This is a genomic window from Streptomyces sp. NPDC059668 (assembly GCF_042734135.1).
Classification (GTDB): Bacteria; Actinomycetota; Actinomycetes; order Streptomycetales; family Streptomycetaceae; genus Streptomyces.
Genome location: NZ_JBHWEL010000024.1, coordinates 23,167 through 37,962, shown reverse-complemented (window position 1 = coordinate 37,962; position 14,796 = coordinate 23,167). Strand labels below are relative to the sequence as shown.

Genomic DNA, 14,796 nt, shown 5'->3' with positions numbered 1-14,796 from the left:
GTGTTCTCCATATGACCAAATCGGCCGGAGAGATGCGTCAGACCCCGGACGCAACTCCACGTACTCCTTCGGTATGACACGGGGAGGCGGTACCGCCCGCGACCCGTAGGGGTCGCCGGGGACACCGCCTCCCCAGGGGTGGGTCAGCGCTGCACGAACACGTAGTCCGCCTGGTAGGGGACGCCGACGATCGCGCCCGGTGAGCAGGACCCGGCCGGGGCCGCCCCGCCCACCGTGTTGAGGCGCAGGATCTCCTGCGTGCCGGCCAGCAGGCCCCGGTGGCTGCCCGACCGGGTGGCCTTGAGGTCCAGCTCGGGGATGTTCCCGTCGCCGTTCGGGGTCTTGGAGATCACCGCCCCGGTGACCGCGCTGTGGTCGGGCGCGACCCACTGAGGCGTCCCGGAATTGGGCTTCACGAACGTGTGCTCGATTCCGCCGCCGAGCAGCGCGCCGACGTCCCGCTGGGCGAAGGCGTGTCCGCCGCCCTCGGCCGGCTTGCACTCGTAGATCTGCCTGCCCTTGACCACGGACGCCTGGAAGTTGTCGAGGGCGTCACGGAAGTCGAAGGAGCCGGTGACCTGGTGGAGCTGGCCGCGGACGGCCCCGCCCGGGAACTCGGTGGTGTGCAGATTGGCGTAGAAGGCACCCGGGTCGCTCTTCAGCCGCTCCAGCAGGGCCGCGTCCCGGACCTTCACCGTGCCGACGACGTGGTGGCCCTTGATCCTCCCGAGCAGCTCGGTGAAGTCGACCTTGACGCCGCCGTTGGTCCCCTTGGCGCCCTGGTGGATGTGGAGCATGGTCGGCCTGCCGGTGCCTCGCCAGGTCACGGCGACGGACACCTTGTCCCCCTCGACCCTGATGAACTCCAGCGCCGCGGCGTCCTTGTCCCCGACCGCGGGGCCGCCCTGCACGGGCACCTCGTTGGCGCCGCGGAGGCTGGTGGCGAGCACGGTGCCGCCGCTGCCGCTGCCTCCGAGGACTCCGCCCCGCGTGCCGACGGTCCCGCCGGGGTGCCCTCCGCCGGCGGCGACCGCCGGGACGACGGTGGCGGCGACCCCGGCCGCGGCGGCCACCGCGACACCGGTCAGGATCAGACTCTTGCGATGCGCACTGAATGTACGAACCGTACGGAGCACAAGGTTCGTACGGGATGCGGCGGACGTACTGGATGCACTCGATGCACTTGATGCACTTGATGCACTTGATCCACTTGATCCACTTGATGCACTGGACGTGGCATTCGATCCCATGATCGTGTTTTCTCCCCGTACCGCAGCCGACGCCCCCTGCGTCAGCTTCTGTGCATCAGTACGGACCGGTTCCGAGCTTGGACTCAATCCAACTATGTGACACACGCCACATCGGTGGAGGTCCGCCCGCCACCGGGAACAACGCCTCTGGGTACGCCGCTGCGGACGCCGCCACGGGCGCCCTGCAACCGGCATGGAGGGAGGCCTCAGCCCGCCCGGTGCACCACCGCGTCCACGAGCTCCACCAGCGCGGCCTTCGCGTCGCACTCCGGCAACGGAGCCACCGCGGCCCGAGCCTCCTCCGCGTACCGCACGGTGTCCCGCCGCGCCTGCTCCAGCGCCGGGTGCGCCCGCAGCCGGGCCAGCGCCTCGGCGTGCCGGTCGTCGTCCGTCAGGTCGGAGTCCAGCAGCTCGCACAGCGCGATGTCCTCGGCGAGACCGAGCCGCTCCGCCCGCTCGCGCAACCGAAGCACGGGCAGCGTGGGGATGCCCTCGCGCAGATCCGTCCCGGGCGTCTTTCCCGACTCGTGCGAGTCCGACGCGATGTCCAGCACGTCGTCCGCGAGCTGGAAGGCCACGCCCAGCCGCTCCCCGTACTGCGTCAGCACGTCCACGACCGTCTCGTCCGCCCCCGACATCATCGCGCCGAACCGGCACGCCACGGCGACCAGCGAACCGGTCTTGCCGCTCAGCACATCGAGGTAGTGCTCGACCGGGTCCCGCCCGTCGCGCGGCCCCGCCGTCTCCAGGATCTGCCCGGTGACCAGCCGCTCGAACGCCTCGGCCTGGACACGCACGGCCTCGGGCCCGAGGTCCGCCAGGGTGTGCGACGCGCGCGCGAAGAGAAAATCACCGGTGAGGACGGCGACGGAGTTGCCCCAGCGGGTGTTCGCGCTGGGCACCCCGCGTCGCGCCTCGGCCTCGTCCATCACATCGTCGTGGTACAGCGTGGCGAGATGCGTCAGCTCGACGACCACGGCCGAGGGCACGACACCCGGCGCGTAGGGGTCGCCGAACTGCGCCGCGAGCATCACGAGCAGCGGACGGAACCGCTTCCCGCCGGCCCGCAGGAGGTGCTGCGCGGCTTCCGTGATGAAGGGGACCTCGCTCTTGGTGACTTCGAGCAAGCCCTCCTCGACAGCCGCCAATCCGGCCTGGACATCGGCTTCGAGAGCCTGGTCCCGCACGCTCAGCCCGAACGGCCCGACGACGGTCACGAGAGGTTCTCCTGTCTGCTGACGATCACATGGCGAACTCGGTCGATCATTCGGTCGATGACACGGTTTGTCGATGTGTCGCTGCCATCACTCAAGTCAGCGTATCCGGTCACGTTTCGATCACCACGAGCGCCCACCGTCCCCACTGTCGACTTCCTCCCGACTTCCCTCTCACCCGGCGTCCGATGTCTCCCGGGAGGCAGGCGGTCCCACGACCGGGCGGCGGCCGATCGCGAACGGTATGTTCGTGATCGGCTGATATGGCAGCAGATAAACCGAATCACGCGCGAGCACGAAGGACTGCTGAGGACACCGAGACGAGCATGCACATCCGTACGGCCTTCCCCTACGAGACGACCCACGAGGACCTCTGGATCCCTCTGGCGGACGGCACCCGGCTGTACGCACGCATGTGGCGCCCGCTGACCGAGGAACCCGTCCCCGTCCTGCTCGAATACCTCCCGGACCGCCTCAGCGACTCGACCGCGCCGCGCGACGCGCAGCGCCACCCCTGGTACGCGGGCCACGGCTACGCCTCCGTCCGGGTGGACGTCCGCGGCCACGGCAACTCGGAGGGGGTGCCCGCGGACGCGGCGGCCACCGAGCCCGCCGACGGGGTGGAGGTGATCCACTGGCTGGCCGCCCAGCCCTGGTGCACCGGCCGGGTCGGCATGTTCGGCATCTCCCGGGGAGGCGTCACCTGTCTCAGGATCGCGGCCCTCGGTCCCGAACCTCTCAAGGCGGTCGTCACGGTCTGCTCGGCCGACGACCGCTCCGGCGTCCACCACGCGGGAGGTGCCGTTCTCGCCACCGGCGCGCACGCCCGCGCGGCCGCGGCACTCGCCCACGTCGCCCGCCCGCCGGACCCCGCGCACGTCGGCCGGGCGATGTGGCGCGACCTGTGGGTGAAGCGCCTGGAGACGGTGGACCCGTTCATCCGTACGTGGCTGTCGCATCCGGGCCATGACGTGTACGGGAGTGACGGCGGCGTCCACGAGGACCACTCCGCGATCCAGGCGGCCGTCCTCGCGGTGGGCGGTTGGCACGACCCGTACCGCGACTCGGTGCTGCGTCTCGTCCAGAGCCTCCCGCCGGGCCGCGTACGGGGTCTGATCGGCCCCTGGTCGCACCAGTACCCGAACCAGGACCGATCACCTGGCCCGGCGATCGGCTTCCTCCAGGAGACGCTGCGCTGGTGGGACCACTGGCTCGGACCGCACGGCGCGCGCCCGCCGGCGCCGGCCGACCCGGACGCGAGGCCGCCGGCCGACCCGCACGCGGGCACGTCACCCGACCCGCACGCGGGAACGCCGACCGGCCCGGACGCGAGGACGGCGGTCGGCCCGGACATGAGGACGGCGGTCGGCCCGCACGGCTCGGTGATGGCGGAGCCCCTGCTGCGCTCCTACGTCATGGACGCGCACCCGCCGGCGACGGCCTACGCCTCCCTGCCCGGCCGCTGGGTGGGCGACACGGCCTGGCCCTCCCCCCTGGTCACCCCCGTCGTGTACGCGCTCCGGGGTGCGCCGGTGCTCGTGCGCTCCCCCCAGCACACCGGCGTGGACGCGGGTCGCCTCCGCCCCGCCGGGGGCGTCGCGGACCTGCCGCCGGACCAGCGGGAGGAGGACGCGAGATCCGCCTGCTTCGAGTTCGAGGTACCGGGAGAGACCTGGATTCTGGGCAGCCCGAGCGTGCGCCTGCGTCTGACCTCCCACGCGGCCCGGGGCCAGGTGATCGCCCGGGTGTGCGACGTGGCCCCCGACGGCGCCTCGACCCTGGTCACCCGGGGTGCCCTGAACCTGTCAGCGCGCTACGGTCGCGATCAGGCGATCTCCTGGGAACCGGGCACTACGGAGGACGTACGTTTCGACCTGGCCGCCATCGGCTATGCCGTCCCGCCCGGCCATCGTGTCCGCCTCTCCCTCTCCTCCGCGTACTGGCCCTGGATCTGGCCCGAACCGGGTTCGGAGGCCGGATTCACCCTGGACCCGTCGGCCAGCTCCCTCGAACTCCCGGTACGGACAAGGGAGTCCGGCCTCACGATCACCTTCGCGGAGCCGGAGCACTCCGTACCGCTCGGGGTGTCCTCCGCGGTCACTCTCGACGAACCCCGCCCGGAACGCCGGGTCGTTCACGACGTGGCGAAGAGTGAGTGGCACCTCGAAGTCGTCCCCCGCCCCTGCGGCACCCTGGTCCATCCGGACGGCCTCGAACACACGGAGGACGCGCTGGAGACGTACTCCGTCCGGGAGGCCGACCCCCTCAGCGCCCGCGCCCACTCCTCCTGGTCGGTCCGGCTGCACCGCCCGGTACCGGCCTGGGACGCACGGGTCGAGGTCCGCTCCGAAGTCACCTGCGACGCCCACGACTTCATCACCTCCAGTGAGCTGGTCTGCAAGGACGGCGACGAGGTGGTCTTCCACCGGACATGGGAGCGGAGGGTCCCGCGCACGGTGGGCCGGAGCCCCGCAGACGTCCTCGGCGATCCCGCGGAGCCGGCCGCGGAAGAGACCGGCTCCGGGTGAATTCCTGACGACCCCGGACGAGGGCCGCCCGCCCGCTTCCCGGGCGACCCGGCGGCGGTCGCACGCCTCGGCGTGACCCGGGAGGAGGTGGCGGCAGAAGCAACAGGATCTGCGCGTAAGGGGAGTTCGCCCGCCATCCCGGCACGAGGTGTCACGCGCGTTCCGAACACCGCTCCCGTGGGCTCCACTTCGGGCTCCACGAGGGCCGGCTCCCCCAAGGCGGCCCCGACGTGGACCCGTCCGCACGGGAGGCTCGCCCGGCTCCCGGCGGGCACTCAGCGGCCTTTTATATGCGCCTTATATGCCCGACTTGCCGCCATTGCCGGTTTATTCCTGGCCCGCCGAGTGAGTTGAGTCACGCGCGAAGGTCATCCGCCCGATGATCCCTGCCGATGACTACCCGTTTGCATAAGCCAAGTTGAGCGAAGAATTCCGGATTAATCGGGCAATTCATCTGCCCTTATGTCCTGATGAAAAGGATCTACACCGAGACATCAAGGCTTGTTCCGGACATGTGCTCTCGCATACCTTCACGTCACTCCGGACGGACCGCCAAATCCTGCCACCGACCGGAAACCACACCCGACCACACGCACGGCAGGAGCGGGGGACCCAGGTAAGTCGCCGATCCGGAGTCCGGAACGGCTAGGGGTTAAGTCGCACTCACCGTGCGGCCGGGCAGCTCCCGCCCGAACCCGACAGCTCACCTCGCAGGCGCCGGAGAGGAACTCGTCATGGCCGCAGCAGGTAGACACTGCCACCCGAAGACCCGCAGCACCCTCGTCCGCGGCATCCTCGCCGCAGGCACGGGCGCGGCGGTACTCGCCCTCCCGCTCCTCGGCGCGACCTGCGCACAGGCCGCCACGGGCGCCTCCGACGTCCAGCTCGTCACCTACAAGGTGGTCACGGGCGACACCCTGGTCAAGATCGCGCAGAAGTACCCCTCCAGCGGCGGCTGGAAGAAGCTGTACGAGGCCAACAGCGCGGTCATAGGTTCCAACCCGTCGGCACTCCGCCCGGGCCTCACCCTCACGGTCGGGACGAAAACCGTCCAGAACGCCACAAAGACGGCAAAGGTCACGGAGGCCGTCGCCAAGACCACGAAGGTCAAGACCAAGGCCGCCACCGCGACCACCGCCGCCGCGAAGACGTACACGAACGACCTCGACGGCTGGATCAAGCAGTCGCTGGACATCATGGCCAAGAACGGCATCCCGGGCACGTACAACGGCATCTACCGCAATGTCATGCGCGAGTCCTCCGGAAACCCCAAGGCCATCAACAACTGGGACTCCAACGCCGCGGCCGGCATCCCCTCCAAGGGCCTGCTCCAGGTCATCGACCCGACGTTCAAGGCGTACCACGTGCCCGGAACGTCCATGGACTCCTACGACCCGGTCGCGAACATCACCGCCGCCTGCAACTACGCCGCGGCGAAGTACGGCTCGATCGACAACGTCAACGGCGCCTACTGACGGGCGCCACGAGACCGGGGCGCCGGACCGGACCTCCGGCGCCCCGGGAAGCAAGGCCGGCGGGGAACCAGGGCCCCGGGGAACCCGCGTCAGCGAGAACCCGGGCCCCGGAAGAACCGGGGCTACGGAAGTACCGGGCTACGGAGCGGAGAGCGGGAACAGCCGCTCCAGTACCACCGCGATCCCGTCGTCCTCGTTCGACAGGGTCACCTCGTCGGCCACCGCCTTGAGCTCCGGATGAGCGTTGGCCATGGCGACCCCGTGGGCGGCCCAGTCGAACATGGGGATGTCGTTGGGCATGTCACCGAAGGCGAGGGTGGCTTCGCAGGCCAGCCCGAGGTGGGCGGCGGCGAGAGCCAGCCCGGTCGCCTTGGTCACCCCGCATGGCTGGAGTTCGACCGTACCGGGCCCCGACATGGTGACGGTGGCCAGAGAACCCACCACTCCCCTGGCCGCCGCGGCCAACTCGTCGTCGGACAGCAGCGGGTGGCGCAGCAGCACCTTGCTGATCGGCTCCGTCCAGAGGTCGTCGCGGCACCCGACCCGTACGGCGGGAAGCGTCGGGTGCGGCATCACGTAGCCGGGCTCGATGAGTGTCAGTCCGTCCACGCCGTCCTGGTCCACCGCCGCGTGGAGCAGCCCGACCTCCGCCTCGATCTTGCCGAGCGCCGTCTCCGCGAGTTCCCTGTCCAGGGTCACCGACCACAGCAGACGGTCCTCGCCCGCGTCGTAGAGCTGCGCCCCCTGCCCGCACACCGCCAGTCCCGTGCCGCCGAGTTCAGCGAGGAGCGGGCGCACTCGCGGCGCCGGGCGCCCCGTCACGACCAGGTGCCGGGCACCCGCCTCCACCGCCCCCGCCAACGCGACCCGGGTCCGGTCGGAGAGTGTGTCGTCGCCGCGCAGCAGCGTTCCGTCCAGGTCAGTGGCGATGAGTGAATATGCAGTCGGAGCGGCCATGATCCGAAGAATACGGATCGGACGACTCGTCGGCCCGGCGTGAACCGGACGACGTCCGGTATCCCGTCAGCAACACCGTTCACCGCACGGGCGGCGCGCGCGGGAAGACGTCACACCCACTCCGATCCGTCGCGCCGGACGCCCGGAAGCGTCGCGGCAGCGGCTCCAACACCCGCCGCGGAGCGGGCTGTTGCGGACCGGGCACGGACGGTCACTTCCGCGTGGTGGCGGGGCCGCGGCCCCCCGCCACCGCCCCGCCGCCGCACCCGCACCCGCACCCGCGACCGTCGTGCGTCATCTCAACCGTGAGCCGCCGCCAGGTGCTTGACCAGTCGTGGCGAGGCGAACTCCGTCCCGCACACGAACCGCATGACGGGCCCGTACGAGGCCGCCGCAGGCAAGCCCGTGAAGTACAGCCCGGGCACCGAGGACCGGTATCCGGCTCCGAGCTTCGGGGTCCCGCGGCTCACCGCCAGCTCCGTCCGCAGCGCGTGTCCCAGGAAGTCCATCGCGGCGAGGTCGACGCGGTAACCCGTCGCGGCGATGACGTGGTCGGCGGCCAGTTCCTCGGCCGAACCCCCCAGAGTCCGCACGGAGAGCACCGGGCCGCTCCCGGAGACCGAGGCACGCTCGATCCGGGCGATCTCGCTGACCTCGACCTTGCCCTCGAAGCGGTCCCGGAGCCACCACGCGCCGAGCGGGCCGAGCACCCGCCGGACGAGATGGTGCCGGGTGCCGGCGGGCAGATAGCGGTAGGGGTGCGGGTAGTAGCTGAGCGCCCACAGCGACCAGGCACGCCCGAAGGGCGACTCCGGGCGCAGCCGCGGCTGTCCCCAGGGCGGCGCGCCGAAGGCGACCCTGCCCCGGCCCCGGGACACCACGCGCACCCGCGCGCCCGCCTCCGCCGCGAGAGTGGCCGTCTCCAGGGCGGACTGTCCCGCGCCGACGACGATCAGTTCCTTCCCGGAGAAGCGGGTGAGGTCGTGGTGCTGGGAGCTGTGCGAGACGGGGCCGGTGGGCGCCGGTCCGTCCGCCGCCGCCTCACCGAGCTCGGTGGGCAGATGGGCGAGGCCGTACAGTCCGGTGGCCACGACGACCGCCCGTGCCGTGAACGACTCCCCCGAGTCCAGCTTCAGCTCGAAGCCCTCGGCGCCCCGCCGGTCGACGGAGACGACCCGTACCTGCTCCAGCTCGGGCACGAGCCGCTGCTGGAACCACTCCCCGTACGCGATGAACGTCTCGACCGGGATGATGTCCTCGTCCGTGACGAGCCGCGGTATCCCGGCCGCGTCGCAGTAGTCGCGGAGTGTGTGGCCCGGCTGCGGGGCGTCGATGCTGGAGGCGGCCGGGGTCGATTTGAGGATCATCCCCTCGGGCATGTGGTCGCGCCAGCTCACCATGGGCCGGCCGAAGACACGCACCGGGATGCCGCGCGCCCGCAGATGGGCGGCGGTGGACAGACCGAACGGGCCCGCACCGATGACTGCTACCGGATGAATCACGAAGTCCCCTCCCCAGGACGTTCTTGCGTCACTTCGTGGTCGTACTGGTACCGCTGCCACGGCGGTTGGCCCGCCACAGCTGGTACAGATGTCTCGCGCCCGGCCGCACGAAGCGGGCGAGCATCGTGAAGAACGGCCGCAGGTCGTCACCCGCGAGCCAGGCCAGCTCCGTACCGCTCGCGCGCGTCGGCGCGTGCGGGGTGGTGTAGCCGCTGCGCCGGTAGGCGAGCAGGGCCGGCAGGTCGATGTTCTCCACGATGTACCGGTGACCGGCCCGCTGTTCCCCTTCGGGAACGGTGCGCCCGGTCAGGTCGAGGTGCATGGCCCGGACGACGTCGATCCCCGACTCGTTCTCGAAGAGCCGGAACTGCGCGCCCATGCGGGGGTTGAAGTCGAGAAGCTTGTACTGGCCGTCGCGGCGGTCGAAGCGCAGGTCGAGGTCGATGACGCCGCTGAAGCCGATCTGTTTGATGAAACGTGCGGCGAGGTCAGCGAGTTCCGGATTGTCGACGACGTACGCGTTCGCCGTCATGCCCGCGTGCGGCGGCCAGGAGCGGACCTTCACGCCCGTGAACATCGCGAGCGGCGTCGAGTCCGCGTCGAAGTACGCGTGCACGATCCAGTCCTCCGCCTCCTCCCTGGGCAGGTACTCCTGGAGGATCACCCCCGGGTTCCCGCCCCAGTCCCGGGCGAGTGCCAGCAGTCCCTCCCGGGTGGCGATCCTCGTCGTCCCGTTGACCGCGGGCCGGCTGCGGCGTACGAACGCCTCCCGGTTCTTGGCCACGAGAGGGAAGCGGGCCGAGGCGGCGAACCGCTCGATCTCCTCGTACGACTGGGGAAAGACGGCCGCCGGACTGGGAATGCCGTGCTCCACGCACAGTTCGTGCAGGCCCTGCTTGCTGGCGAGGCGGCGGGGCAGTTCGGCGTCCACCCGGGGGAAGAGGAAGCGCTCCGCGAGCTCCTCCTGGTGTTCCGCTATCAGGACGGCGGCCTCCTCGTCCGTCGGGACGAGCACCGTCGGCCGCCCTATGCGACGGCCGATCCGCAGCAGCCCCCCGACCAGGCGCTCCGGCTGCTCCGTCCCCGTCGTCGGCCAGACGAAGGCACGGCGCAGATAGCGTGAGGCGGCGGCAGGCGTGTAACGGTCCTCGGTGATCGCGTACATCGGTATGCCCAGCCGCCCCAGGCTCCGGATGGCGCCCACTCCGCCGTGATGCAGCGGATAGTCACCGAATTTCACTATCAGCCCCGGAACGTCCCGGTCGGCGTCCACCGGCACACCACTGGCACCCCTGGTCACGGGTCCCCCCACGTGTCCCCCCTACGGACCGGACCCACCCCGTCCATGTCCACAAGGGACGCTAAGCCGGAATTGCACCGTCCGACAAGGGCTATTCGGACATTGCGAACTCTTTAGGCACTGCCCCAGCGCGGTCACTCCCCCGTAACGTGTGCCGCGACCACACGGAACGCGTGGAACACATGGATCACGGCGCGTACGACCACGAAAGCGAGGCACCACCCGATGCCCCCCTTCGATGTCCCCGAGGGCGATCCCTTCGGCCCGCACAACCTCCCCTACGGTGTCTTCTCCCGGCCCGGCTCGTCCGAACGGAGCGTCGGTGTCCGGCTCGGCGACCACGTCCTCGACGCGGGCGCGACGGCCCGGGCGCTCGGCTCCCCGTACGCCGAACTGCTCGCGCGGCCGACCCTGAACCCGCTGCTCGCGGCGGGCCGTACGGCCTGGTCCGACGTGCGTCGCGCGCTGACCGCCTGGGTGACGGTCCCGGCCCACCGGGAGACCGTGGAGCCCCGTCTGTACCCCCTCTCCGAGGTGACCCTGCACCTCCCGTTCGAGGTCGCCGACTACGTCGACTTCTACGCCTCCGAGAACCACGCCCGTAACGTCGGACAGATCTTCCGCCCCGACGCCGCGGACTCCCTCACGCCCAACTGGAAGCACCTGCCGATCGGCTACCACGGCCGCGCGGGCACGGTGGTGGTGTCGGGTACGGAGGTGGTGCGTCCGTCGGGCCAGCGCAAGGCCCCCACGGACGCGGAGCCCGTCTTCGGTCCGTCCGTCCGGCTCGACATCGAGGCGGAGGTCGGGTTCGTGGTCGGCGCCCCCTCGCCCCTCGGCACTCCGGTGCCCCTCGCGGACTTCCGCGACCACGTCTTCGGCCTCTGCCTGCTCAACGACTGGTCGGCGCGCGACATCCAGGCCTGGGAGTACGTGCCGCTCGGTCCCTTCCTCGGCAAGTCCTTCGCCACCTCGGTGTCGGCGTGGGTCACCCCGCTCGACGCCCTGGACGACGCCCGCGTCGCGCCCCCGGCCCGCACGCACCCCCTTCTCCCCTACCTGAACGACTCCTCGGAGGACCCCGGCGGCTACGACCTCCGTATCTCCGTCGCCGTCAACGGCCATGTCGTCTCGGAGCCGCCCTTCTCCACCATGTACTGGACGGCCGCCCAGCAACTGGCCCAGATGACGGTCAACGGGGCCTCCCTGCGCACCGGCGACCTGTACGGCTCGGGGACGGTCAGCGGACCCACACCGCAGGAACGCGGCTCCCTCCTCGAACTCACCTGGAACGGCCGCGAGCCCCTCGAACTCCCCACCGGCAAGCGGACCTTCCTCGAGGACGGCGACGAGGTGACGATGACCGCCTGGGCTCCCGGCCCGAACGGCACCCGCGTCGCCCTCGGCGAGGTCACGGGCCGCATCCGCTAGTCACGCCGCGCCCGGCCCGGCGCGCCTGGCCCGGCGCGGCGGGAGAACTGGCCCGACGAGCCCCTGTCCCGCGCCTCCGAGGCCGGGGCCCCGGGGCTTCGGGCGCGGCGCTACATCCAGTCCTCCGGCTCCGGCTCCGCGTCCATCTCCGGCCAGTCCGGGTCGGGCGCCTCGCCGGCCGCGGGTGCCGGCGCCCCTCCGGGGGCGCCGCCCAGGGCGGCGAGCACCCCGACCACACCCTCCCCGTACGTCGCGAGCTTCTTCTCGCCCACCCCGCTGATACCCCCGAGGTCCGCCACGGAGGTGGGCCACACCGTCGCGATCTCCCGGAGCGTGGCGTCGTGGAAGATGACGTACGCCGGGACGCCCTGTTCCTTGGCCTGCTCGGCGCGCCAGGCGCGCAGTGCCTCGAAGGCGGGGACGAGTTCCTGGGGCAGCTCCGCGACGGCCTTGGCCTTGCGTTCGCCCCGCGACGACGAGGACGAGGAACGGGAGACGGCGGGCTTCGGCTGCTCCTTGCGCAACGGCACGTCACGCTCGCGCCGCAGCACGGTCCCGCTCTCGTCGGTCAGCACCAGCGTGCCGTACTCGCCCTCGACCGCGAGCAGGCCCTGCGCGAGCAACTGCCGTACGACACCCCGCCATTCGGACTCCGACAGCTCCTCACCGATGCCGAACACCGACAGCTGGTCGTGGTCGAACTGGATCACCTTGGCGGTCCGGCGCCCCAGCAGGATGTCGACGATCTGGAGCGCGCCGAACTTCTGCCCGCGCTCCCGCTGCAACCGCACCACCGTCGACAGCAGCTTCTGCGCGGCGACCGTGCCGTCCCAGGTCTCGGGCGGTGTCAGGCACGTGTCGCAGTTGCCGCACGCCGGGGTGTGCGGGTCCTGGCCGAAGTAGGCCAGCAGCTGGGAACGCCGGCACTGGGCCGTCTCGCACAGCGCCAGCATCGAGTCCAGGTGGGCCGCCGCCCGCCGGCGGAACGCCTCGTCGCCCTCGGAGCCCTGGATCAGCTTGCGCTGCTGCACGACGTCCTGCAGGCCGTACGCCATCCATGCCGTGGACGGCTGTCCGTCACGGCCCGCGCGGCCCGTCTCCTGGTAGTAGCCCTCCACCGACTTGGGCAGGTCGAGGTGGGCGACGAAGCGCACGTCGGGCTTGTCGATCCCCATGCCGAAGGCGATGGTGGCGACGACCACCAGGCCCTCTTCGCGCAGGAAGCGCGACTGGTGCGCGGCGCGGGTGCCCGCGTCCAGGCCCGCGTGGTAAGGCACCGCCTCGACGCCGTTGCGGGAGAGGAACTCGGCTGTCTTCTCGACCGAGTTGCGCGAGAGGCAGTACACGATGCCCGCGTCACCAGCGTGTTCCTCGCGCAGGAACGCCAGCAGCTGCTTCTTGGGGTCGGCCTTCGGGACGATCCGGTACTGGATGTTGGGCCGGTCGAAGCTCGCCTCGAAGTGACGCGCGTGCGGCATGACCAGACGCTGGGTGATCTCCTTGTGCGTCGCGTGGGTGGCCGTGGCCGTCAGCGCGATGCGCGGGACGTCCGGCCAGCGCTCACCGAGCAGCGAGAGGGCCAGGTAGTCGGGGCGGAAGTCGTGACCCCACTGGGCCACGCAGTGCGCCTCGTCGATCGCGAAGACGGAGATCTTCGCCCGCGACAGCAGGTCCAGCGTGCTGTCCAGCCGCAGCCGCTCCGGAGCGAGGTAGAGCAGGTCCAGCTCGCCCGCCAGAAGCTCGGCCTCGACCACGCGGCGCTCGTCGAAGTCCTGCGTGGAGTTCATGAACCCGGCGCGCACGCCCAGTGCGCGCAGTGCGTCCACCTGGTCCTGCATCAGGGCGATGAGGGGCGAGACCACCACGCCCGTACCCGGTCTGACCAGGGACGGAATCTGGTAGCAGAGTGACTTTCCGCCACCCGTCGGCATCAGGACGACGGCGTCACCGCCCGCCACCACGTGCTCGATGATCGCTTCCTGCTCGCCGCGGAAGGCGTCGTACCCGAAGACCCGGTGGAGCGTGGCCAGTGCCTCGCCCTCCCCCAGATTCTCCGTCGCGTCCGCTTCGGTCATCACACCCGTCCCGCCCATCGTCCTGTCCCCCGTGCGTCGCGCCTCGACCACTGCGTCCACGATAGGGGGCCGCGCCGACAGCCTCCGAGTTATCCACAGGCTGCGACCGGCCGGCTTCTCTGCGCACCGTTGTCCGCCCCCGGCTCACTCCGGCGCGCGGCGTGCCACACCCGCGTTCCACCCGTTGGCCCCTCTCGTATGGCGACCCCTCACGACCGCGGGACATGCTGCTCGAGCCGGCGGAGGGGCCGAGACGATCCTGTTCGCGGGCTCGGAGACGGACCGGCACCGTCCCGTACGCCGCTCTCGCGCCTCTAGGAGTCATCGCATGCCCCAGCGTCCGCTCAGGACCGCCTTCGCCCTGGTGTCCGCCGTCGCCGCCTCGCTCGCGCTGGCCGCCGTGCCCGCCCCGGCCGCGGGCGGCTCCCCGGCCCCCGCGGATCCCGTGGACCCGGTGTCCGTACGGGACCTGGACACGGCGTACGCGGCCAGCACGAAGTATCTCGACGAGTCCACCGCCCTCGCCGACGGCTACGTCCCCTACCCGTGCTCGGCGGACCCCGCCGGCCACGGCGCCATGGGCCACCACTACTTCAACGAGTCCCGCTACGGCTCGCTCGACCCGGCGAAGCCCGGAGCCCTGCTGTTCGAGGACGGTCCGGACGGACGGCGGAGGCTGGCGGGGGTGGAGTGGATCGTGGTGGACAAGGACCAGAACCTGAAGACCACCGGCGACCGGCCCACACTCTTCGGCCAGAAGTTCGAAGGCCCAATGCCGGGTCACTACCCCGGCATGCCGGTCCACTACGACCTGCACGTCTGGCTCTGGAAGCACAACCCCGACGGTCTGTTCAACCGGTGGAACCCCCGTGTGACGTGTCCGGCCGTCTCGGCGCACTCCACGCCGTCGGCCCACATGGACATGGCCCACACGGGCCACTGAGAACGGCTCGGGGGCCCCGCCCCGGGGGGGGGGGGGGCCCGCGGGGGGGGGGGGGGGGGGCGGGGGCGGGGACGCCCCCCCCCGGGGGTAAAAACAACACTCGCGGCCCCCCCCCCAGCCC

9 protein-coding genes, 1 pseudogene and 1 riboswitch are annotated in these 14,796 nt (G+C 71.2%); of the genes and pseudogenes, 4 read left to right on the top strand and 6 right to left on the bottom strand.

Features of this window, described 5'->3' with window-relative positions; all coding sequences use genetic code 11:
- Positions 1–143: 143 nt before the first annotated feature.
- The gene (locus ACFV2J_RS19210) at positions 144–1,136 is read right to left on the bottom strand and encodes a CHRD domain-containing protein (protein ID WP_385090565.1); all 993 of its coding nucleotides are present in this window, start codon (positions 1,134–1,136) and stop codon (positions 144–146) included.
- A gap of 320 nt (positions 1,137–1,456) precedes the next feature.
- Entirely contained in the window at positions 1,457–2,467 is a 1,011-nt protein-coding gene (locus ACFV2J_RS19205) for a polyprenyl synthetase family protein (protein ID WP_385090562.1), read from the bottom strand.
- 323 nt (positions 2,468–2,790) lie between these two features.
- On the opposite strand from ACFV2J_RS19205, the pseudogene ACFV2J_RS19200 reads away from it, so the two are divergent.
- Together ACFV2J_RS19200 and ACFV2J_RS19195 are read left to right on the top strand one after the other, a co-directional pair.
- Positions 2,791–4,926, top strand: a pseudogene (locus ACFV2J_RS19200) (CocE/NonD family hydrolase); the annotation flags it as partial.
- A 639-nt stretch (positions 4,927–5,565) separates the two neighbouring features.
- Positions 5,566–5,722, top strand: a riboswitch (cyclic di-AMP (ydaO/yuaA leader).
- Between the two features lie 4 nt (positions 5,723–5,726).
- The gene (locus ACFV2J_RS19195; RefSeq protein WP_385439666.1) at positions 5,727–6,467 is read left to right on the top strand and encodes a transglycosylase SLT domain-containing protein; all 741 of its coding nucleotides are present in this window, start codon (positions 5,727–5,729) and stop codon (positions 6,465–6,467) included.
- 138 nt (positions 6,468–6,605) lie between these two features.
- On the opposite strand, the gene ACFV2J_RS19190 is transcribed toward ACFV2J_RS19195, so the two are convergent.
- From ACFV2J_RS19190 to ACFV2J_RS19180, 3 genes are all read right to left on the bottom strand, one after another.
- Positions 6,606–7,424 (bottom strand): HAD family hydrolase, encoded by an 819-nt coding sequence (locus tag ACFV2J_RS19190; protein ID WP_385084096.1) that lies wholly within the window; start codon positions 7,422–7,424, stop codon positions 6,606–6,608.
- Positions 7,425–7,723: 299 nt separating this feature from the next.
- Positions 7,724–8,926, bottom strand: coding sequence for an NAD(P)-binding domain-containing protein (locus tag ACFV2J_RS19185; RefSeq protein ID WP_385084094.1), 1,203 nt, complete (start codon positions 8,924–8,926; stop codon positions 7,724–7,726).
- 28 nt (positions 8,927–8,954) lie between these two features.
- A complete protein-coding gene (locus ACFV2J_RS19180; protein ID WP_385084102.1) occupies positions 8,955–10,205 on the bottom strand; it encodes an ATP-grasp domain-containing protein in 1,251 nt (416 codons plus the stop codon).
- 246 nt (positions 10,206–10,451) lie between these two features.
- Between ACFV2J_RS19180 and fahA the strand changes: the two genes are divergently transcribed.
- Entirely contained in the window at positions 10,452–11,657 is a 1,206-nt protein-coding gene (fahA, locus tag ACFV2J_RS19175; protein ID WP_385084092.1) for a fumarylacetoacetase, read from the top strand.
- Between the two features lie 110 nt (positions 11,658–11,767).
- Here the strand turns inward: fahA and recQ are convergent, their stop codons facing one another.
- On the bottom strand, positions 11,768–13,750 hold the full coding sequence (recQ, locus tag ACFV2J_RS19170; protein WP_385084100.1) for a DNA helicase RecQ: 1,983 nt from the start codon (positions 13,748–13,750) through the stop codon (positions 11,768–11,770).
- A 310-nt stretch (positions 13,751–14,060) separates the two neighbouring features.
- Between recQ and ACFV2J_RS19165 the strand changes: the two genes are divergently transcribed.
- A complete protein-coding gene (locus tag ACFV2J_RS19165) occupies positions 14,061–14,675 on the top strand; it encodes a hypothetical protein (protein WP_385084090.1) in 615 nt (204 codons plus the stop codon).
- Positions 14,676–14,796: the final 121 nt, after the last annotated feature.